Source organism: Sulfurovum iocasae, assembly GCF_047716765.1.
Lineage (GTDB): Bacteria > Campylobacterota > Campylobacteria > Campylobacterales > Sulfurovaceae > Sulfurovum.
In genome coordinates this window covers 1,073,689-1,096,232 of record NZ_CP180410.1, presented here as the reverse complement: position 1 = coordinate 1,096,232, position 22,544 = coordinate 1,073,689, and the positions used below count along the sequence as shown (strand labels likewise).

22 protein-coding genes are annotated in these 22,544 nt (G+C 38.4%); 16 read left to right on the top strand and 6 right to left on the bottom strand.

Annotated features, from left to right (window positions below; translation table 11 throughout):
• Positions 1-179: 179 nt before the first annotated feature.
• Positions 180-1,412: a guanitoxin biosynthesis MBL fold metallo-hydrolase GntH gene (gene gntH, locus ACLHDG_RS05310; protein ID WP_415407951.1), complete on the bottom strand. Its 1,233-nt coding sequence runs from the start codon at positions 1,410-1,412 to the stop codon at positions 180-182.
• A 165-nt stretch (positions 1,413-1,577) separates the two neighbouring features.
• Here gntH and ACLHDG_RS05305 point away from each other — a divergent pair, with 165 nt between their 5' ends.
• Positions 1,578-2,471 carry a helix-turn-helix domain-containing protein gene (locus tag ACLHDG_RS05305; protein WP_415407950.1) on the top strand — a complete coding sequence of 298 codons (894 nt, stop codon included), beginning with the start codon at positions 1,578-1,580 and terminating at the stop codon, positions 2,469-2,471.
• Between the two features lie 156 nt (positions 2,472-2,627).
• On the opposite strand, the gene ACLHDG_RS05300 is transcribed toward ACLHDG_RS05305, so the two are convergent.
• From ACLHDG_RS05300 to ACLHDG_RS05290, 3 genes are all read right to left on the bottom strand, one after another.
• The gene (locus ACLHDG_RS05300) at positions 2,628-2,762 is read right to left on the bottom strand and encodes a hypothetical protein (RefSeq protein WP_415407949.1); all 135 of its coding nucleotides are present in this window, start codon (positions 2,760-2,762) and stop codon (positions 2,628-2,630) included.
• A 354-nt stretch (positions 2,763-3,116) separates the two neighbouring features.
• A complete protein-coding gene (locus ACLHDG_RS05295) occupies positions 3,117-5,582 on the bottom strand; it encodes an arylsulfatase (protein ID WP_415408329.1) in 2,466 nt (821 codons plus the stop codon).
• A 103-nt stretch (positions 5,583-5,685) separates the two neighbouring features.
• Positions 5,686-6,477, bottom strand: coding sequence for a hypothetical protein (locus ACLHDG_RS05290; RefSeq protein ID WP_415407948.1), 792 nt, complete (start codon positions 6,475-6,477; stop codon positions 5,686-5,688).
• 102 nt (positions 6,478-6,579) lie between these two features.
• Here ACLHDG_RS05290 and ACLHDG_RS05285 point away from each other — a divergent pair, with 102 nt between their 5' ends.
• From ACLHDG_RS05285 to ACLHDG_RS05225, 13 genes are all read left to right on the top strand, one after another.
• Positions 6,580-7,590, top strand: a complete 1,011-nt coding sequence (locus tag ACLHDG_RS05285) for a helix-turn-helix domain-containing protein (protein WP_415407947.1) — start codon at positions 6,580-6,582, stop codon at positions 7,588-7,590.
• 305 nt (positions 7,591-7,895) lie between these two features.
• On the top strand, positions 7,896-8,207 hold the full coding sequence (locus tag ACLHDG_RS05280; protein WP_415407946.1) for a hypothetical protein: 312 nt from the start codon (positions 7,896-7,898) through the stop codon (positions 8,205-8,207).
• Positions 8,208-8,256: 49 nt separating this feature from the next.
• Positions 8,257-8,589, top strand: coding sequence for a hypothetical protein (locus tag ACLHDG_RS05275; protein WP_415407945.1), 333 nt, complete (start codon positions 8,257-8,259; stop codon positions 8,587-8,589).
• Between the two features lie 147 nt (positions 8,590-8,736).
• Positions 8,737-9,681, top strand: a complete 945-nt coding sequence (locus ACLHDG_RS05270) for a helix-turn-helix transcriptional regulator (protein WP_415407944.1) — start codon at positions 8,737-8,739, stop codon at positions 9,679-9,681.
• Positions 9,682-9,816: 135 nt separating this feature from the next.
• Positions 9,817-10,539 carry a DUF2092 domain-containing protein gene (locus ACLHDG_RS05265; RefSeq protein ID WP_415407943.1) on the top strand — a complete coding sequence of 241 codons (723 nt, stop codon included), beginning with the start codon at positions 9,817-9,819 and terminating at the stop codon, positions 10,537-10,539.
• A 14-nt stretch (positions 10,540-10,553) separates the two neighbouring features.
• On the top strand, positions 10,554-11,120 hold the full coding sequence (locus ACLHDG_RS05260; RefSeq protein ID WP_415407942.1) for a hypothetical protein: 567 nt from the start codon (positions 10,554-10,556) through the stop codon (positions 11,118-11,120).
• Between the two features lie 36 nt (positions 11,121-11,156).
• The gene (locus tag ACLHDG_RS05255; protein WP_415407941.1) at positions 11,157-12,644 is read left to right on the top strand and encodes a mechanosensitive ion channel domain-containing protein; all 1,488 of its coding nucleotides are present in this window, start codon (positions 11,157-11,159) and stop codon (positions 12,642-12,644) included.
• 161 nt (positions 12,645-12,805) lie between these two features.
• A complete protein-coding gene (locus ACLHDG_RS05250; protein ID WP_415407940.1) occupies positions 12,806-13,771 on the top strand; it encodes a transporter in 966 nt (321 codons plus the stop codon).
• A 19-nt stretch (positions 13,772-13,790) separates the two neighbouring features.
• The gene (locus ACLHDG_RS05245; RefSeq protein ID WP_415407939.1) at positions 13,791-14,597 is read left to right on the top strand and encodes a hypothetical protein; all 807 of its coding nucleotides are present in this window, start codon (positions 13,791-13,793) and stop codon (positions 14,595-14,597) included.
• Between the two features lie 12 nt (positions 14,598-14,609).
• The gene (locus tag ACLHDG_RS05240) at positions 14,610-16,505 is read left to right on the top strand and encodes a DUF3604 domain-containing protein (RefSeq protein ID WP_415407938.1); all 1,896 of its coding nucleotides are present in this window, start codon (positions 14,610-14,612) and stop codon (positions 16,503-16,505) included.
• Positions 16,506-17,423 carry a sulfatase-like hydrolase/transferase gene (locus ACLHDG_RS05235; protein WP_415407937.1) on the top strand — a complete coding sequence of 306 codons (918 nt, stop codon included), beginning with the start codon at positions 16,506-16,508 and terminating at the stop codon, positions 17,421-17,423.
• A gap of 35 nt (positions 17,424-17,458) precedes the next feature.
• The gene (locus tag ACLHDG_RS05230) at positions 17,459-18,844 is read left to right on the top strand and encodes a sulfatase-like hydrolase/transferase (protein ID WP_415407936.1); all 1,386 of its coding nucleotides are present in this window, start codon (positions 17,459-17,461) and stop codon (positions 18,842-18,844) included.
• A gap of 76 nt (positions 18,845-18,920) precedes the next feature.
• The gene (locus ACLHDG_RS05225; protein WP_415407935.1) at positions 18,921-19,256 is read left to right on the top strand and encodes a hypothetical protein; all 336 of its coding nucleotides are present in this window, start codon (positions 18,921-18,923) and stop codon (positions 19,254-19,256) included.
• Positions 19,257-19,289: 33 nt separating this feature from the next.
• On the opposite strand, the gene ACLHDG_RS05220 is transcribed toward ACLHDG_RS05225, so the two are convergent.
• Both ACLHDG_RS05220 and ACLHDG_RS05215 read right to left on the bottom strand, forming a co-directional pair.
• Entirely contained in the window at positions 19,290-19,847 is a 558-nt protein-coding gene (locus tag ACLHDG_RS05220; protein ID WP_415407934.1) for a hypothetical protein, read from the bottom strand.
• Positions 19,848-19,867: 20 nt separating this feature from the next.
• On the bottom strand, positions 19,868-20,149 hold the full coding sequence (locus ACLHDG_RS05215) for a hypothetical protein (RefSeq protein ID WP_415407933.1): 282 nt from the start codon (positions 20,147-20,149) through the stop codon (positions 19,868-19,870).
• Positions 20,150-20,296: 147 nt separating this feature from the next.
• Between ACLHDG_RS05215 and ACLHDG_RS05210 the strand changes: the two genes are divergently transcribed.
• Both ACLHDG_RS05210 and ACLHDG_RS05205 read left to right on the top strand, forming a co-directional pair.
• Positions 20,297-22,159, top strand: coding sequence for a glycerophosphodiester phosphodiesterase family protein (locus tag ACLHDG_RS05210; protein WP_415407932.1), 1,863 nt, complete (start codon positions 20,297-20,299; stop codon positions 22,157-22,159).
• A gap of 152 nt (positions 22,160-22,311) precedes the next feature.
• Positions 22,312-22,506, top strand: coding sequence for a hypothetical protein (locus ACLHDG_RS05205; RefSeq protein WP_415407931.1), 195 nt, complete (start codon positions 22,312-22,314; stop codon positions 22,504-22,506).
• Positions 22,507-22,544 lie beyond the last annotated feature (38 nt).

The window sequence follows — 22,544 nt, the reverse complement described above, 5'->3', positions numbered from 1 at the left end:
GATTTAAAAAGTCTGCTCTAGAGGATGAGATAAAAAGAAGTAGAAAAAATAAAATTTTGAAATAAGAAAATATTGAGTGATTCATGAGTAATATGTAAAATCCATTTTGATTAAGTTATTTAAAAAAGCTATATAGGCGTTAAGTACGCCTATATATTACAGAGACTTAGCTGTTAATCTTATTTTGGTGGTTGATAATCTGTCCCAAACTCTTTGTTTGTGTCATCATATACACCTTTAACAACATCGGTATAGACAACACGACCACTATTAATATAATCAGTAAATCCTACTCTATCTGCTGGATCAGCGGGGAGTTTATCAGTAAGAGAAGGCTCAGGCCAAATATCTTCATCTGTTACAGCCATACGCACTTTAATATCATCTTTAGTCACATTGAAAACCATATAGTCTGTTGAATAAGCCACTCTACCATTATACGTCTTTTGTACTTGACTCATAACACCTGGTAAGGTATCAAAATCATTAAAGAAGTGATATGCAACTGCTAATCTAGGATTCGTTTGACTCATTACTTTTCCAAACTGAGCAGGAGAAGTATGTACCTGTGTAGAAACATTTAAAGCATCTGCAACAGGGAACTTTTGCTTATTGACTAAATCCCAAGGTGTTATAAAACACTCATGAATTGCTATATCAGCACCCTGACTCTCTTTAATCCACCATTTATTTGGATAGGTGTCAGAACTAAATGCAAACTTCAAGCCATTCCACTCTAAGATAAAACTCACTGGTCCATCAAGAGCGTGAATGGCAGGAATAGTTCTAATCTTCACACCATTTTCATTATAAATTTCATTATTTACTTTTTTATAATCAAATTCATTTACTTCAATTTTAAAACCAACTGTATTTACATTACCTTGTCTTGAAGCATAATCCCATGCAAACATCTTTTCCATATGTTCAACTGCATAAGCAGTACCATACTCTTTTTTATGACCTGATGGTCCCCAAACACGAAGAGGCTTTTGACGGTTAGCAAGTACACCCCCAACCCATAAAGCATCCAAGTCTCCAAAGTGGTCTGCATGTAAGTGACCTATGAACACTTTATCAAGATAATCATAAGGTATTTTCAGTGCTGAAATTCTCTCAGATGAGCCTGTCCCAATATCAAAGATAAACTTATCACCATTTCCAAGTTCTACAAGAAAACATGCAGCAGCTTGTTTAGGACGAGCATTTGGCATACCAGTTCCACAAGCAACGACACGCATCTCATCTGGTTTTAAATCTTCTGTACCAGGATAATAAACATCTCTATCTGTTAATGCTTTTACAGAGGTTGCTGGCGGTTTTGTCTCTGCTTGTGAGAAGCTAGCCGTCACCAACATCGCCAATGGAATAATTAAGATGTTTTTTAAACATCTACGAGTATTTGGTTTCATTTTTTCTCCTTTTATGATAAATACTATAAAAGTATAATAACATATAAGTCAAAATAATATGTATGCAAAAAGCGCAATTTATGAAATAGTATAATACTTTTGATATAGTATATGATAAAATCTGAAAAATTATAGCTATAGACAAAATGATAATAAGGATGTATTGTGCTGTTTACTGTCCCTCTAGACAAAACTGTAGAGAAAATTAATATTGCAATAAGCCCTTCTGTAAGTGAATTTTCTGCAATGCATATTATCTCAGATCAAAGTATTCATTTTATGGGCACTTTCCCCGAGGATACCTATCCCATAGTCTATACAAAAAATTATAGTAACAATAATAAATGGCATGGGCATCACTGTCATAGTAATATCATCAAAACAAGAGGAGATCAAACTAAAATTGATGACTTTACATTTAATAAGACAGATTTGCGATTTCTTTTAATCGATAAAAAGCTTTTCAAGACCTATTTACATGACATATTTGGAGATATAGACCTAGAACCTATTTATAGTTCTATGGCTTATCGTCTAAAAGATGAGGATATTGATATGTTTTTAAATATACATCATCGAACAATGAACAATGAAAAGGTTTCGAAGGAAGAAATAAGCGGATTGCTATCGAAGATATTTGAAGAACCGATTATGGATCAATTGCCTTTTTTTAAAGGGTATGATTTGATCCAAAGAGCAATCTCTTTAATGACAAATCATTTGAAAGATCCGCTTTTGATTAAAGAGCTTAGTCGAGCTTTAGATGTCAGTATTCGTACTCTAGAACTTACATTTAAAAAACACTTAAACATAAATCCAAAATTATATTATAAACGCTTACTATTACTTGCTATTGAGGCAGAACTTAGAAAGACAAAAGAAGACACTATCTCAAAGATCATAAATAGGTATCAAATCTATGATCATTCACGGTTTGGAGCAAGATTTAAGAACTATTTTGAGAAAACACCTTCAGAGATATTAAATTTGGATATCAAGAATAATCCTTTTGGATGGAATGAAAGAATCTTTGAAGAATTTTCAGAGTATCAAACATAATACTCAAAACCTTATAATCTAACATAGAATATAAGGTTTGTCGCTGTAGCGGTATGTAGTTATTCTAAATGAGTAATGAAAACCTTATAAAATTATATATTTTATAAGGTTTTGAAAATAGGATGTTTGCCTATGCGGTCATTTTAACCGTTTAACTTAACGCCAAGATTGAAATACTTTGACGGCATCCTTTGACTCAGGACGTAGATTAGAGATACCACCATATGGCTTACCAGTGCCACCTATTGCATGTGGGTATTTTTTAATTCCGATCATGTGACGTACAATCATATCTTGAAAACTAGCACCTGACATTGATATTTAACAAGTTCTTTACGGGTTTTTGTTTTGATGAGTTCGATGGGAGAACATATCAGTGCTTCATTCTGGTAGCTAATAGAGAATTTAGGAACATCGGGGATCTGACTATCTGCCATCAGAGATAAGCTTGTCAATGCAGAAAGAGATAGTACCATTATCACTATACGCAAAATAATAACCTCTTCATAGTCATTTATTTTTATTTAAACTATAAAAGGAGGATTCATGTTGAATGCCTCCTGTAAAAGTTGTTTCACTTATATCATAAGTCTGGCAGATCGTCAAACCTTTTAGGAACGGTACAATACCGTCCCTAATTGAACACTACTCACTCGCCGGGTTACTGTGCATTGCATCTTCAAGTTTTTTAATATCTTCCTTAGACAGTTTCGGTCGGTCAATGGTAAGAGTCAGCTTATCAAGTTTCCCGGTGAATCTGAACGGAGTTTGATAGTCTCTGTCATCGACCGGTGTACCAGTATCGGCACCCACATCGAAATTTTCATCCCATTGCAGGAGCATCGGAATGGTCTTTTCCATCTTCTGTGTTGCAACGACCTTGCCATCAACCTTAAGATAGCCTGTTCCGCTGCGGCCAAGACCGCTAGGGCTTCCGTACTTCAGTGTGTCTGCACCCAGACCATCATACTTGAAGTCAAATTCAAGTGTATGTTTTCCAGGCGTAATCACCTCAGAGCCTTCCCATTTGATACGCTTAAGTCCAAACAGGTTCCAGGTATAAACCGGCTTACCTTTGAGCAGGTAAAATCCATAACCGGCGAAACGTCCACCCTGAGTAGCAAGCATACCTTCAGCACCGCCCTCAGGAATCTCAACCTCTGCCTTGATGTTGTAAGATGAAGCCAGCACATTTGGTGCATTACCGCTAGGCGTACCGGTTGCTACCCCAGCATAGGTAAACACAGTACGACCGGCTGAGAGGCTAGGTCGAGGCAAAAGCGAACGGGTAAAGGTTGTGGAATCCATCGGTAGAACCTGATTGGCTTCTGCTTCTTTCCAGAAGAGTGCATCCAACTCCTTGACTTTTTCAGGATACTTTGCAGCCACATCATTAGACTGTGTCCAATCTTTGCTAAGGTCGTACAGCTCCCACGGCCAAGTAGCAGGGTCACCATAATTCTTTCCACTGTTGTCCCACGGCGGACGCATGACTTTGCTGCTGAGCATCCAACCATCGTGGTAGATCGCGTGGTCACCGACCATTTCGAAGTACTGTGTCTTGTGGGTCGAAGGTGCCTCGGCATTCTTTTGGTCAAAGGTGTAGAGCATACTGACCCCTTGGATCGGTTTCTGCTTGATCCCATCTACCATCTCTGGCTGATTGATCTTAGCTGCTTCTAGGATCGTAGGCATAATATCAATGACATGGTGGAACTGATTTCTGATACCGCCTTTGTCTTTGATCACATTAGGCCAAGATATTACCGTACCCTGTTTGGTACCTCCAAAGTGTGAGCTCACCATTTTTGTCCATGAGAACGGTGTTCCAAAAGCCCATGTCCAGCCTACCGACATATGGGGATAGGTTTTATCTGACCCCCATACATCATAGTACTTCATCTGAGCTTCTACCGGCAGACGCACACCCTGAACCGCCGCGACTTCATTTGGTGTACCGGTCGGTCCACCTTCTGAGCTGGTACCGTTATCACCAGTGATGTAGATGATCATAGTGTTATCAAGCTTACCCAAATCATCAACAGCCTGTATCACACGGCCGATCTCGTGGTCAGTATAAGCTACATATGCGGCAAAAACATCAGCCTGTTTGATAAAGAGTTTCTTCTCTGTATCATTTAGCTTATCCCAAGTCTTGATAAGGTCTTTAGGCCATGGTGTCAGCTTGGCATCTGCTGGAATAACTCCAAGCTTCTTCTGGTTGGCAAATATAGTCTCACGCAGCTTATGCCAGCCATCGTCAAACAGATGCATCTTGCTGATCTTCTCGATCCACTCCGGTGTTGGGTGGTGTGGTGCATGGGTTGCGCCTGGCGCATAATAAACAAAGAATGGCTGGTCAGGATTTAAGGCATCAACGGTCTTTATGTAATCAATCGCATCATCCGCCATCGCCGTGACCAGGTTGTAGTCCGGATTGTTATCGAATGGGTAGATAGGTGTCGTGTTGCGATACAGATTCCCTGGTTGCCACTGGCTGGTGTCACCACCCATAAATCCGTAGAAATAGTCAAAACCCAGACCGATAGGCCACTGATCAAATGGCCCGATCTTACTTATCGGGAGAGACGGTGTATTATGATTCTTACCAAACCAAGATGTCACATAGCCGTTCTCTTTCATAACCTTAGCAATCGTCGCTTTATCTTTGGTCATGATGGCGTTGTAGCCAGGATATCCGGTTGATAATTCCGGTATCGCACCCGCACCAACCTGGTGATGGTTACGCCCCGTAATGAGTGCTGCCCGCGTCGGTGAGCAGACAGCTGTGGAATGGAAGTGGGTGTAACGCAAACCTTCCTTGGCAATACGATCCATTGCCGGTGTAGGTATGACTCCCCCAAATGTACTGGACACACCATAACCTGCATCGTCAGTCATGATCAGAAGCACATTCGGTGCACCTTTTGCTGGCACCACACGAGACGGCCAGTAGGGTGTCGAGTCAAGAACATTACGTTCAATCTTACCGCCAAACGTCGTGTCAGGCGGTGGAGGAAGCTGTTTCCCATCGATAACCTTGGTAGCACTCGGTGAGCCTGGTACACCGGCAGCGACAGCTGGTATTCCTATAGCAAAACATCCCAACATGGCAACTACAAGGTACTTTTGCACTGGTGATCTTCTCTTATGAAACATATCATGTTGATCTTTTTTCATCTTTTCTCCCTTATTATATTCAAGTCAGCAATGGCTAAAACTTAAAACTTACACCAAGAACGGCACCGCTTAAGTCGAGATTGTCTATGATCTTATCATCATCCATTTCATATCCTATATATCTATAACCTAGTTTGACATCACCCCAGTCGTATCTGTATCCTACTCCGGCAAAGAGTTGGTAAGTAAGTTCAGAATCACCCGTCCCGATATCAGCATAGTAAGGCATATACCAATTCTCATTGAAATTGTAAGCTCCTCTCAACCCTATGATACCGTCCAGGATATCCTCCGAAGCTGACTTCCCTGGATGTCTGGGGAGATCTGAGCTGAGATCAACCTCAAGATCCATATAACGTACACCGGCTACAACATCAAGAATATTGTTATCGGTTTGAACTATATTATATCCGACTCCTGTACTGACAAGCAGTGATTTGATGTCCATCTCAACCGTAGCTTCGACTGTTTCACCACCAGGAAATGTATGCGTTCCCGTCTCACTGTCACCAAGATCTATATACATCACATCTGCGACGAATGACCACTTATCGTAGCGGGCTGCATACGTACCAATAAAAACCATTTTTAGATTGTCGATGATATCTGGCATCATATCCGATGTATCGCTGGAACCACTTCCCCATCGTGTATCCATGTTGATAGTTGGAAGCCATCCATAGATCGTCAATTCATTTTGCCATCCACTTGTTTCTTCTACAACAGGTGTTCCCACAACCGGTTCTACTGGAGTGATATCTCCACCTGCATAAGTAAAATGACCCAATGCCAATATAGCTATGAGTGAAAAAGCTGTTTTCTTCATAATTCTCTCCCTTTTAATTATATATTTTTTAATTATAACTCAAAATTGTCAAGATGTCTATCCTATTAACGCAAAATTAAAACTTTATGCTAAAATTGCAGAATGCAAACAAAAAAACACATTCCTCCACCCCTCATACTTAATGAAGGGTATTTTGTCGACCACTATTACGATGGTCATGAAGAGATGCATAGCCATACTGAGAATTGGGACCTTCATTGTACCTATCAGCTGCTCCCCAATGCTTTAAAAGGTCATCATCAGATCTTACAGCTTCACTCTATGCAACTCTCTTGCGTTCAAAGACCGGGAGGTATGATGGATAATTCCTCTTCTGCCAAAGATTGTTTGACTTTTGCAGTGCTCGAAGAGAGTACCGACAAAGCATGTTTTGATCATATGAAAATACAGGCTGGAGACATCGTCTTCTTTGATGATAGCCGTCCACTTAACTTCCTGACAAATGATGCTTTCAAGTTGTGCGCAGTAACTATGCAAAAAGAGAAAATGGGGACTTTACTGCCCAAAGTTTCTCAAGCACTCTATCATACCATCAAGGATACCGATGATGTGATGTCAAAAGCATTGAATACTATTTGGGAAGAATTTACAGAGCAAGGCGAGTGTAAAAAGGATAAAGAAACGTTTAGAGATGCTGAAGAGAAGATAAACAGTATACTAATGAAACTGCTGGAGGAGCAAACACCTACTCCTCCCAAACTTACAAAAGGTGAAGAGAAAGCACTTGATATACGTGATCAAGTCTATCATCATATGGATAGAAAGATCAATATAGAGTCTCTTTCCAAACAGCATCACATCAGTGAAAGAACACTGCAAAACAGTTTCAAGTCACTCTTTGGGTTTACACCCAATTATTTTTTACGCCAACTTAAACTTAATCTTGTTCATAATGAACTCAAAAAAAGTGATCCTGCGCAAAGTACCGTTTCAAGAATAGCACAGAAATGGGGCTTTACGCACATGGGTCGTTTTTCAAGTTTTTATACAGAGTTGTTTGGTGAAAATCCCTCAAAAACACTTAAAAGAGATTATCAGGGAAATCCAGCAATAGCAAAATCATGTGCCTCAAGGCAAGAGGAGATGGACTGATCTATCTCTTTCGTCCATATTCAGAGATAAAAATAATGACTTGTTTGAAAACCTTATAATCTAACATATTTTATAAGGTTATTCGCTGTAGCGACGTTTACAGGCCATAAATTTGTACCCTTCAATAGAAAACCTTATAAAATGTTCTATATAGGAGGTTTTATAAGGATACATCTCAGATATACTTTTCATATCATCTTCCACCTCAATCATTAGATTTTTATCTGAAAAAATGACAATTTGGCATAATTTTAATCATCATCATTCTTTTCTGTCAAAATACTAAAAAAATATTGGAGCTAAAGATGAAACCTACATCAAAAGAGCTTCTTGAAGAAGTTAGTAAGCATTGTTCTAATCAGATCACTCATTACACGTTTAATAAGACTACTCTACTAGTAAGTGATAAGTACAAAGAGGGAAGACTTGCAGCGTTAAAGTATGTTGGAGAGTTGACATTTTATTATCTTCAGGAGGAAAAGAGTATTAAACATAAGTTAAGAGAGCAAATACTTAAGCAAATGCAACAGAACTCATGTCTCAATGACAATGATTATAAAGATGGCTTGTATGATGCGTTGAATGATGTTCTGGATGAGATGGTGAGAAAAGCGTAGTAAGAATAAACCCTTGATGTAGTATTATTAGGAAGAAGGATACGGTAAAATGAAAAATAAAATAATCATATGCCATGAGTGTAATGAGCCTATACTCAATATAGATGATTTAGCAGTAGTAGGTAATTCATTTATTGCATATCACGATAATTGCTTCGAAAAAATTAAACACAAAAATATTTATGCATTTTATTCAGGATATAAAAGTAATGGCATATTTCCATGGATCATGCTTATTATTCTAAATAGTGCAATTTGGAGTACTTTCTACTTTTTTGTCACCCCAATCAATGAAGTTATAACATTTAGTGCAATCATATCATCAATGATAATATTTTTTCGCGTGATGTCTTATGTGTTATATGAACGTCATTTTGATTAAGAAATCAGACCTTGGATTTATAAATTTACTTAGAGTGTAAACGTAAGCAAAACCTTATAAAATATGTTAAATTATAAGGTTTTGGTAATAGTTGAATATCATAAGCTATTTTCTATATAATAGATAAAGTGACAAAAGGAGGGGATGATGTCTACTGTATTGTTTCCTGCCGGTTTGAAGATAGACTTCCGTGATGTGAATATGGAAATGATGGCATTTTACGCACGTGCGTGGAATCTTAAACGTATACAGATGCAAAAAGGTTCCTATCTTGGCTCAGTAACCGCGACACATACTCCACGTATACAGCTTATGCGTACTCCTCATTCTCATGGTCTGTTAATACAGGGTGATTTCCCAAAAGGCACTGTACTTATTGCTTTTCTGACAACTAGCGCAGATGTTAACTTTCACAATAAGCTTGCAGATAAACATGAAATTAAGATACTGAAAAGTGGTGATGAGATTGACTTTTTATGTAATGGAAAGAGTGAAACATTTACCATCGCTGTCCAAGAGCAGTTTTTTTATGAGGCATATTATGCGTATTTCGGTCAGGATTTTAATAATCATTCAAAGAATAAATCAACTTATGTTGATCCACTCTCTTTCCCTCAATTCATCCGTGGTATTGAGGACTGGATCAGCTATCTGATACAGGATCATACTCTTTTGAAAATACAGAAGCAATATGAAAGCATAGAATTAGAGATACTGGAGCACATTTTTTCTTCTATTTATGTAGAAAACAGTAAAAAGCTCAGACAAAAATTCCAGATTAAAAAAGCCCGTGATCTATTACATCAATCCATTGATACACCTATAAATATCAGTAAACTTACCAAAGAACTTAATATCAGTGAACGTTTATTACATCATGCATTCAAAAAAAACTATGGTATTACACCTAAAAAGTATCTTTTGAATTTACGCATGAATAGTGTTAAACAGGATCTATTATTGGCTGACCCAACAACAACTATTGCATCTGTCATCCAAAAATATAATTTCTACAATCAAAGTACATTTACTCAAGCCTATAAAGAAATGTTCGGTGAACTTCCTTCTGATATATCGAAAAAATCACTTTAGAGATACCCTTTAATTATTTTCAAAATTTGCAGTTTTTCTATACTACTAAAGTTACATTTTATGCTATATTTATAGCTTAGATTATAGTGCGTCAATTAAACGTATTTTTGATCAATCAAAAAAAAGGGATGAAAAATGAACTTACACAAAAAACTTCTCTGCACAGCAGGAGTAGCACTTCTTCTAAGCAGTACAAGCCTCTTCGCAGCAGACAAGTCTGCAAGAGATATACTCAATAATGCTTACCAATATATCGGAGGTATGGATAAATACGCTTTTACAGCAGTAGTCATAGATGATGAAATGCAAGATGGTGAAACTACAGAAAAATATAAACATACTGTATCTGTAAAAGTAGACAGACCGGGTAAACTGCGTGTAGAGACTACAGGAACGGTTAAAAATAGATCAAACTACCTCAATGAAGGCAGTTATACTATGATCGATCATGGTCATAACTATTATGGTCAAATTAAAACACCAAAGACCATAGATGCGTCACTTGATGTGCTTTTTGAAAAGTTCGGTATCAGAGCACCTCTTGCCCAGTTGATCTATAGCGATATGGATAAAAGAGTGAAGTTCAGAACAAGTAAATACTTTGGTACTAAAGATGTAGCTGGAGTAGAGTGTGACTATGTAGCATTTAAAAACGGTACAAAAGAAGTACATGTCTGGATAGCCACAGGAGATAAACCACTGGTAAAAAGTTATAGTATCATAGATACAAGTACTGATTCTGCATCAAGGATCAATACATCAGTAACCTGGAATACCAATGCAAATACTTCAGACAGTGATTTTGTTTTTGTAGCACCTAAAGGTTCATCAAAAATATCAGTAAATAGAGCAAAGTAAGAAAGGATTGAAATATGAAAAATAAAAATAGTTTTTTAGTGAAGTTTGCAGTCGTTGCTGCAATGGTAGGTTTTTTCTCTCCATCAGTGAGTGTTAAAACTATTACACCATCAGGAAACGGTTTTGGTGCTATGCCTATAGAGATGAATGTTTCTCTCTTTACACAGGCAGAGGCTAGACGAGGTGGCGGTGGTGCCCGTAGAGGTGGAAGTGCTAACCGAAGTCGTAGTAGTAATCGTAACAGAAATACCAATAGAAACAAAAACACTAATAGAAATGTTAATAAAAACAAAAATGTAAATCGAAATGTTAATAAAAACGTGAATGTAAACGTAAACAATAATAGACGTTATTATGGTGGACACAGTCGTGGATATTATGGTTATTACCGTGGTGCTCCACTTATGGCTTTCACAACAGGTTTAATAATAGGTTCAGTGATCGCAGCCTCAACTATGCCAACTACATGTACAACTGTTGTAGCAAACGGTATCAGTTACAGAAGATGTGATAATTCATATTATCAGCCTTTCTATGAAGGTGATACATTGGTATATAAAGTAGTTAATTCTCCTTATTAATATGGAGAAGATATAAAACAAATATAAAGAGAGAAAATGACGAACCTTAAAAAGATAATGACAGGACTATTGCTTACTTTAGCATTGGTATCAACTACAGTTATGTATGCGGAAGAAGCCCCTAGTCCTACACCTGTTACTACAGTAAACCCTGATGTTTCACCGGAAATACTTAACCTGATGGTCAGACATATGTCCAGCGACGAACTCTTTGTAGAAGCTGACGGATGGTTAGAACTACTAAAAGAATCAGCTAAAAAAGTTTACGATACTAAAATTTTAGTGAGAGAAAAGAATGTTGTAATTGATGCTATGAAAGCATTGGACAATAACCAGACAGCAGCAGAGGAAAGAGAGGCGATCCAACAGAAGATCACTGTGGCAAAGGAAGAGAAGAGCGTTATCCTTGAAGAACAGACAAAACTGCGAGCCCAAAGAAAGACCATGGTGGCTCGTCTTGATACGGTATTGGAAAATATCAACGAAAAGATCGGTACAGATGCAGATGGCAAAGAGTTGGAGAAAGTGCTTCCATACCGTCATTATATCGATACGGTAAGTGGTATTTCTTTAGAAGTAACCGATGCCCATTCTGCATGGACAACTGTCTCTGCATGGGTTATGTCAGATGAAGGTGGTATTTACTGGTTGATCAATATTGCAAAATTCCTTGCAATCATTTTTATGGCTATGTTTATCTCTAAGCTATTAAGCAGAGGAGCAAGAAAAGCATTAGAGCATACGCCAAGCAATTCACAACTTCTGAATGACTTTATTGCTAATATCATCCACAAAGTAGTGATGCTTATAGGAGTTCTTGTTGCTCTCGCCGCACTGGATGTCAATGTTGCACCGATCATGGCAATGGTAGGTGCTGCAGGTTTCGTTGTTGCATTCGCACTGCAGGGTACACTCAGTAACTTTGCAAGCGGACTGATGATCATGCTTTACCGTCCTTATGACATCGGTGATGTTGTGGATGTTGCAGGTATCATAGGTACGGTTCAGTCTATGACTCTGGTATCGACAAGTATTGTAACCGCCGATAATAGACTGATGGTTGTTCCAAACAACTCGATCTGGGGTAACATCATTACCAATGTAACCCACAGTGATACACGTCGTGTAGATATGACATTTGGTATCGGTTATGATGATAACATTGAACAGGCACAGAAGGTGATGGAGCAGATCCTTTCAGAACATCCATTGGTACTCAAAGACCCTGCACCTACTATCAAGGTAAATGAACTGGCAGACTCATCTGTTAACTTCATATGCCGTCCATGGGTTAAAACAGCTGATTACTGGACAGTCTTTTGGGAAGTGACCCGTACTGTTAAAGAACGTTTTGACGAAGAAGGTATTTCTATCCCTTATCCGCAGAGTGATCTTCATATTATTCAACAAAATGCACAGATAGAAAAACCGGAAAACGAGCATAATAAAACAACTTACACTAAAAAATCACATGATACTCTAGACATAAAAGAGATGAATGTGAGTGACGATCAGTCACAATAGAAATAATACTAAGATCTAGCCTTGTGGGCTAGGTCAACAACCTAACCCCTCCTCACTTTTAAATCCAAATTTTTTATCTTAAACTTGCAGTTTTTCTATACTACAAAATGCATTATTTGTGCTATTATTTATCCAATTATGTTTTATTTTAAGGGACAATAGTGAAAATAAATAAAAAGTTTTCAAACTTTATCAAAACAGGACTTTGCACACTGGCATTGGCATCTACTGTTGTAGTAGCAGAAGAGGGAGGAAGTGGACACTACTTGCCTGGATCGATGGCATCTTTTATGGATGGGGTTGCTTTAGAACCTACTTTTCTTATGAGACTGAATTACATTAATTATCAGGCTTCATCCTCAGTTACCATACCCAAAAGTAGTGGAGGCCTTCTTGCAAATCCTGCTGCTACGTCCAATGTACTTGGATTAACACTTTTCTGGGCACCCGATTGGAATCTTGGTCTTGGTGACAAGTGGCAGTTTGCAATGTCTACAACCATTCCTGTCTTAAACTTAGACCTCTCTGGAGATTTTACTTATCGAGGAACAGATTTTGGTGATATGCAGGGAGACAGAACTGCACTGGGTGATATTGTCTTGATGCCACTTATGTTGAACTACAATGTCAGTAAAGACTTAAATATCAATACCAGAATAGGTATTTATGCACCAACAGGAAGTTATGAACTGGGAAGATTCATTAACAACGGAAAAAACTTTTGGACAGTAGAGCCGACTATTGGGATAATGTATTTTGGTCAGGAAAATGGCATTGAAGCATCTCTGTTTCTTGGTGCAGACTTTAACTGGGAAAACCCAGATACAAATTACAAGTCAGGAACACAAATACACTTAGATGGGACTTTAGCACAGCACTTTCCTTTTGCAGGAGGTATCACTGGTGTAGGTGTAAATGCGTATTGGTATAAACAAGTTACAGATGACAGTGGAGAAGGTGCAAATTTGGGTGCATTTAGAGCCAAAGCATTAGGTGCAGGACCCGTACTCTCATGGATAGATAAAAAAGGAAAATATTTGGCTGAACTCAAATACCTGAAAGATTATCAAAATGAAAAACGTCTTGAGAGCGATACGCTTTGGTTCAAGTTTATTGTGAACTTTTAAAATGAAAAAAAGGATTATTTTGGAAAATAGTAGTATTAAAAAGAGTGTATTATCACTAGCTTGTGTGCTTGCATTAAGTACATCGTTTATGTATGCAGATACTGATTTAGCCCAACAAGCCAATGACCCAACTGCGCCACTTATGGCTGTACAGTTGATAGATGGTTACACCTCTGACTTTTACAATGGATTGGAGGGTGAAAATGCCAACAGCATTTCATTTCGAGCAGCATACCCCTATAAATGGGGTGAAACTAATCACATAGCCAGAGTTACACTACCTGTAGTGACAGACAGTCCTACGGGAGATACTGGCATACAAGACATGACTCTTTTTGACATGGGTGTTTTTGCTACCTCTTGGGGACGTTATGGTGTAGGTCTTGTTGGGTCTATTCCTTTAGCTGATGGTAATGAGCAGTGGAGTGTTGGTCCTGCATTTGGTTTTGTAAACAATACGCTTAGTAAAGGACTAAACATTGGTCTTTTTAACCAAAACCTTTTTCGTGTAGCTGGCAATGATGACCGTCCAGACACCAAAATTAGTTCTCTTCAGCCCATTCTGAATTACTCTATGGGTGGTGGTTGGAACATTGGTACGGGAGATATACAGTACATCTATGACTGGGAATCAAGCCAATGGGCATCTTTACCTGTAGGATTGCAAGTTGGAAAACTTCATAAGTTTGGTAAGTTACCAGTTGTCTTTTCACTGCAGTACGTGTATAACTTTGCAGATGAAGTAACAGCAAGTAATGGATTTTTAGCCCCTACACCTAAAACAAACATTACATTTACAGCAAAGTTTTTATTTCCAACATTTTAATAAAGGAACACTATGAAATTATTTGAAACATCAAAAAAACTAACAATCAGCCTCTCTCTCATTGCCACTTTGGCACTGGGTACACATGCAAGTGAAACAAATGCAAATGTGTCTTACGCTGCAAAAGCTGACCGCATTAAACAGATGGAAAAAGATGCACCATCTAACCCACTTAAAAATGCCTATTTTGGTGAAACACACCTGCATACATCTTTTTCACTAGATGCCTATATCGGTGGTAACCGTATGAGTCCTAGCGATGCATATCGTTTTGCCAAGGGTGAGACAGTGAATATCAATGGTAAAGAACATAATATGGCTAGACCTCTTGATTTTTGTGCGGTGACAGATCATTCTGAGTATACAGGTGAAATGTTTACAGCGATGAACCCCCAAGCTAAAGGATATGACCAGGATGTACTCAAAGAGCTTCGGTCATTAACCGACTACAAAGAACAGATAAAATGGTTTATCAAGTATGTAGTCTCAGTTAACAGGGGTGATGCAAAGCCTGCACATACAGATTTCTTCACAGGATATGAGAGTACAAACAATGCTTGGAGTATCAATAGTGCCGCTGTTAATGAACACTATGAACCAGGCGTATTTACAACTATACCTGCTTTTGAATGGTCTGCCGCACCTAAAGGTGGAAACTTACATAGAAATGTCTTTTTCCGAGATATGGTTTTACCAGAAAGACCTGTAGGATATGCCGAGATTAATCGTGAAGAGAAACTATGGGAATGGATGGAAGTTCAGGAAAAAAGGGGAAGTAAATTATTTGCCGTACCTCATAATTCAAATGCTTCAAAAGGGATGATGTTTAATGAAAATGACTCTTCTGGTAAAGCCATTAGTTTGGAGTATGTACAAAAGCGTAATCACTTTGAAAGACTGATAGAGATGATGCAAATCAAAGGGAACTCGGAAGTACATAGAAAGTTCTGGGTAGCAGATGAGTTTTCAGACTTTGAAAATGCAGACTCTATGGCAAAGTTCTCAAAGCGTACATTTGAAAAGGGAAATTTTGTTAGAGCAGGTGTGATTAAGGGTATGAAATATGTTGATACGCTTGGAGCGAACCCTTATAAGTATGGTTTTATAGGTGGTACTGACAGTCATAATGGAACACCAAGTGATGTTGATGAAAGTAAGTACATAGGAAGCCATGGTGCAGCTGATGGAACTGTAAAGATGAGAAGAGAAGGGTCAATACCTGAATGGTTGGGTGGTACTGATGCAAACCCTGGTTCTCTTACTGGGGTATGGGCAGAGAAGAATACAAGAGGTGCTATTTGGGATGCTATGTACAACAAAGAGACTTATGTAACTTCTGGTCCTAGAATCCAAGTGCGTCTTTTTGCAGGGGTAAACCTTAAGCAAAACCCAACAGATGTTGTTGAAATGGTAAAAGACGGTTATGCAAATGGTGTACCAATGGGTGGTACGATTGTTGGTGCTAAAAAGTCACCAGTTATCAATGTTTGGGCTATTAAAGATATGGATGAAGCAAACCTTGACCGTATTCAAATCATTAAAGGTTGGGTAGATTCAAAGGGTGAACAACATGAAAAGATCATCAATGTTGCTTGGTCTGATAAGCGTAAAGTAGGAGCTGACGGAAAACTTCCTCCTGTAGGTAATACGGTTGATCTTAAAACGGCTAAGTTTACTAATACTATAGGTGCTGCAACACTCATGGGTACTTTTGTAGACACAGAGTTTGATGCTAAGTTACCTACACTTTACTACGCACGCGTTATAGACATACCAACACCAAGATGGACGACTTATGACGCAGTACGCAACAATTTACCACTACTTGAAAATGTAGCTTCTACCATCCAAGAGAGAGCTTGGTCATCACCTATTTGGTTTGTACCGACACAAGAAAAGGAAATATAAATGAAAATTATTTTTAACACATTAACTACCTCCACAATAGCACTCATGATGTTGTCACCATTCACGGCTGTTTATGCCAATGCACTTGATAATTTACCCAAGCCATCCAAGAAGGTGGATTCGAAAGTGACTAAAACTTACTTTGATTCTCAAGCAGGCAAAGTGACTATTCCAACTGCATCAAAAGATGCACCAAATATTGTTATATTTTTGATTGATGATATGGGCTTTTCAGCACTCTCTACTTTTGGTGGTCCCATACCTTCGCCTTCATTGGAGAAGATTGCAAAAAGAGGGATTACTTATAATGATTTCCATACTACAGCACAATGTAGCCCAACGCGTGCAGCACTCCTTAGTGGTCGAAATCATCATGCAGTAAATATGGGAACCATTACTGAAATTGGAACGGGTTTTGATGGCTATACTTCTGCAGTCCCTAACACTGCAGCATCCATTGCGGCTGTATTGAAAAATTCAGGTTATAGCACATCGGCTTGGGGAAAATGGCATCAAACAGCAGTATGGGAAGCCAACCCATCAGGTCCATTTACAACATGGCCAACGGGACTTGGCTTTGATAAGTTCTATGGTTTCAATGGTGGAGAAACACACCAGTTTCATCCTTCACTCTATGATGGTACTACTCCCATTGAGGTTCCTAATCGTGAGGGATACAACCTCAATGATGATTTGAGAGAAAAAGCAATTGCCTGGATGAGACTGCAAAAAACAGTTGCACCAGATAAGCCATTTTTTGTCTATTTTGCTCCTGGTGCAACCCACGCACCACATCATGTCTCTGCTGATTGGGTAAAACCATTTAATGGTAAATTCAATCAAGGTTGGGATAAGTTACGCGATGAAACTTTTGCTCAACAAAAAAAGATAGGGCCATACCAAAAAATGCTAAACTAACACCTAGACCCAAAGAAATTCCTTCTTGGGATAGTATGAACCCTGAGCAGAAAAAGATTGCTGCAAAACTTATGGAAACTTATGCAGGGTTTTCTGCACAAACAGACTATGAGGCGGGTTTACTTATAGAAGCACTTGAAGAGATGGGTGAGTTTGACAATACATTGTTTATCTACATGGTTGGGGACAATGGGGCTTCAAGTGAAGGGCAAGAACATGGTATGTTCAATGAAGTAGCAAGTCTAAATGGATTTTCAGAAGATCCCAAAACCATTATCGAAAAAGCAGATTTGATTGGTACTGCAAAAGCTTTCAATCATTATCCTGCTGGTTTTGCCTGGGCGATGAATACCCCTTTTCAATGGGTTAAACTTGTTGCTTCACACTATGGTGGAACCTCTAACCCTGTGATAATGAGCTGGCCAAATAAAATCAAAGATGTAGGAGGAAAACGCTTACAATTTCACCATGTTGTTGATATAGCCCCAACAATCTATGAAGCAATCGGTATAGATTTCCCTGAGTATGTTAATGGTATAAAGCAGATACCATTAGAGGGCGTAAGTATGGTTTCTACATGGGATAAAGCCAATACAAATGCTGTCTCAAAACATAAAACCCAATACTTTGAACTCTTTGGCAATAGGGGTATTTGGCACGAAGGTTGGTATGCGTGTACTAAACATGGGGATTATCCATGGAGACTAAGTGCAACTAAAAAGTTTGATAATGATCGCTGGGAACTTTATGATACCAGTAAAGATTTTTCACAAGCAAATGATCTAGCTGAACAATATCCTGAAAAACTTAAAGCTTTGCAAGCACTTTTTGATGTAGAGGCACGAAATCATAATGTATATCCACTAGATGATCGTGGTGGTGCCAGGTTTAATCCAGCCAACTTACCTCTTGTTGGCGGTAGTCGAAAAATCTTTACATATTACCCTGGAGCAACGCGTATACCTGAGCGTTCTGCACCTTATACCTTAGGCAGAGATTATTCCATTACGGCTACATTTGATAATTCCAAAGGTGATTCTGAGGGTGTTGTTGTCTCAATAGGTGGCGTTTCAGGTGGTTGGTCACTGTATGTAAAAGAAGGTAAACTTCATTATGTTTTTAATGACTTTAGTGAATCATTGCATACAATTATTTCAGCTAAAACACTGCCTAAAGGTAAAGTAATAGCTGTTGTTAACTTCAAATCAGACAAAGGGGGTCTTGGTAAAGGAGCAAATATCGAATTAAGTATTAATGGCGAGATTGTTGGTAAAACACGCACTGAAAGAACACCGAGAGCAGCATTCTCACTTGATGAAACACTAGATATAGGTGCAGATTATGGCTCCCCTGTAGGTGAATACAAGGCAGGTTCAGTGTTTAAAGGTTCTCTCGAAAAAGTTGTAATAGAATTGAAATAAACCCAGCTAAAATGTCTCTCTTGTCATGTATCATGTGCAGATAGACATCCTGGTAATACTACAAATATAGGCTCTTTTGTGGGCATTGCCGCTAGGTTTTGATGAATTTCAAGGCTATTGTGCTTCACAAAAAGAGTTGACACAGCAGTTTGATGCTCGTCGTTACCCTGACTTGGTACTAGATGAAGAGCAGTTTGCAGAAGCAGACCAAATTTTGGCAGATTTCACTTTGCGTGTGAGAGAGTACAAAATGCACCTACAAGTTATGCAGATGCAAAATGCCTTTCAAAACATCGACTACACAACAACATCAAAAGTTGGTTTGTCTCCATGGTTAGCTTCCATTGCAGCTGAAGCGAAAGAGCATGCTGGAACATTTAAAAAGCATCCACCTAAGAAGATTAGATTGTAAGATAAATAGTAAGGGTATCTTTACTAGGAATTACTATTTATCAACCAATAAATGTCCAAAGAGTGTAAAGATACCAATGATGACTCCTGTTAGAAACTGAGCATGAACCATAAATGCAAACTTCTTTAACTCTTTGGGTGAGTATTTCCACGAAATAAACAATCCAAACAGACCTTGCCAGATGATCAAAATGAGTATAGCAAGGAAAAACAGGTTATTTGTCAGCCCACCAGTGAGTACAATGTGTAGCAATATAACAGCAACGGTTGCGACCCCTACATAGACATGTGTTTTGTTTAAAAAGTTCAGTAAACTTTGAAATAGAGATACCGTAACGGGTGCCGTATAGTTTGGGATAAGACGTTTTGCCAAAGGACCTTTCCCCATAAAAAGTTTTAAAAGTGTACGTCCGTAAATGAATGTCAAACCCCAGACACCTAATACACCAAAACCTTCACCGATCTCACTTAAAAATGTTTCTCTTTGAGAAGAAGCCGGATACACAGTATAGGCATAGATAAAATACCCTACTGACATCCCTAATACTATCAACGTATAGAGTATAAGTTTTCTAAAGTATGTAAGTGACATTTTAAGAACACCTTTCTATTTTATTTTACAGGTAATGATGGAAATGGTGTACACTTTTTCATACTCCATTTTTGACCTGATTTACTCAAGATTGCCAAACCACTACCTGAGATTCTATAGTCTACATCGATAATTTCAGTTTTTCCTTCTGCACCGCAAGCCAATACCCCACCATTCTTTAAATGTTCAATTCTGCTGCGATCTACTTTCACTACCAAATAAATAATAACTGCTAAACCTAAGATAGCAAGTCCTATATGCTTACCTTTTAGTTTTTTTAACCCATTGATGACTATACTCATTGTTACTTCTCCTTGTTTTTAATGTTGAGAATTATATCTTTTCTATTTAGTGCTTTGAGGGCAGTCATTGAAACTTGCAGTTTTTCTATACTTCAAAATTTGTATTATATGTTATATTATAAGTTATACTAAAAAAGGCAAATGAACATGACAGAAAAAAATGAGAATATTTGGGAAGAAGTATTAAGTATTCTGCGATCTAGCAGTGTAAAGTTTTTTGCACTACACTTAATGTATATTGCACTTGGCTTGATTCTGTTTGCTCCTCTCATGGGGATTATTGGTCGGTTTCTTCTAAGTCTTTCAGGAGAAGCTGTACTTTCCGATATGGATATTGCGATGTTCATGCTTTCTCCTCCGGGTATACTCGCTTTGATCGTTCTATCAGGTCTGTTGATCACAATTCTTATTTTTGAACAGGCTTCTATGATGGCTCTGAGTGCAACAAGACTGCATGAGCAAAATATGGGTGTCATCGCTGCACTGCGTTTTACGTTTAATCATGCAAAAGGTATTTACCTGTTCGCAACACGACTGATCATTCGTATATTGGTCATTGTAGTGCCGTTTATTGCCATCAGTGCTGCGATCGCCTGGGTGTTGATCACAGACCATGACATTAACTATTATCTGGCTGAGAAACCGCCTGTATTTATGCTGACCTTGGCTATCAATGGCCTTATCATGTTTGCGATGCTCTTTATACTGGTTCGTAAACTTCTTTCCTGGTCTCTTGCCCTTCCTCTGATCCTTTTTTCAGGCGTATCGCCGGCTGACTCTTTTGATAAAAGTACTGCATTGGCAAAAGGACATAAAAGTCAGATACTGAAGTCTTTTGCATTGTGGGCTTTAGCTGCTTTTTTGTTAGGGGCAGTTGTTTTGGGTACAGTTCACTTTTTAGGTGCTCAACTTATTCCTCTCTTTAATGATTCACTCAAAGTACTCATTGTGTTGATGGGTGCGCTTGTTGCACTTTTATCTCTTGCCAATATTTTTGTGACGGCCCTTACTTCAAGTAGTCTTGCTACCTTGACAGTCATACTTGCAGAACGTTATGGATGTCACATAAACATAAGTGATATGAAAGTCAAAGAGGAGGGAGCAGGGTTAAACCTTACAAGGACTAAAATTACGCTTCTTTTGATCACCTCCGTTACTGCGGCTGTTTTGACGGGTGGATGGCTTTTGAAAGACATCCAAACGGTAGACAATGTTGATATCATTGCCCATCGTGGGGCAGCAGGGGCAGCACCGGAAAATACTATAGCAGCCCTACGTAAGGCGATAGAAGATAAAGCTGATTGGGTAGAGATAGATGTTCAGGAAACCAAAGATGGTGAAATTGTTGTGATTCATGACAGTGACTTCATGAAAATTTCAAAGGTGCCGACAAAAGTATGGGAAGGTACACTCGAAGAGTTGCGCCAGATAGACATAGGTAGCTGGTTTGACCCTAAGTTTTCTGACCAACGCATACCCACACTTGAAGAGGTACTTCTTGAGGCAAAAGGTAAAGCAAAAGTACTCATAGAACTGAAATACTATGGTCATGATGAACAGCTTGAACAGAGAGTCATCGATGTGGTTGAAAAGGTAGGTATGGCAAAGAGTGTCGCACTGATGTCCCTGGAGCTTGATGGTGTCAAAAAAGCTCGAGCTTTAAGACCGGATTGGGAGATGGGTATTTTACTTTCCCTAGCCATAGGAGATATCTCTAAAATGGATGTAGACTTTTTTGCGATCAATATGGATATGATAAAACCTAACTTTGTCAGAAGAGTACATAAAATAGATAAAAAAGTATATATCTGGACAGCCAATGATCCTGTCTCTATGACCAGTATGATCTCTTTGGGTGTTGATGGTCTGATCACAGATGAACCGAAAATGGGTCAAAATGTACTTACCCAGCGTGATACATTAGGAACGGTTGAGCGCTTACTCTTACATACAACGGTACTACTTGGAGAACCTATTCCTAAACGAGTCTATAGAGATGAATCTCCATAGTAGACAGGTATCCATTCGATACTATTTAAACAAAACTTGCAGTTTTTCTATACTGTGAAGTTTACATTTTATGATATTCTATAACTAACGTTTAATTGGAAAAATCTATTGCAGATATATCTGCTAAACCATACATATTTAAAGGAAGAACAATGAAGAAATTATTACTACTTGCAGCACTTTCAACTACACTACTCTTAGCTAACTCCGCAGGAGAAAAAGCGAAAGACAAAACGAAAGATGGTGCTAAATCAGCAGTTGGAATGGATGATAAAGGTTATGTTGAGAAAAAAGTCAATAAAGCAGAAAGAAAAGCAAAGAAAAAAGTGATTAAAACAGCTATCTAAATTAACATGATACCCCTTTACATTGTAAGGGGGGGGGA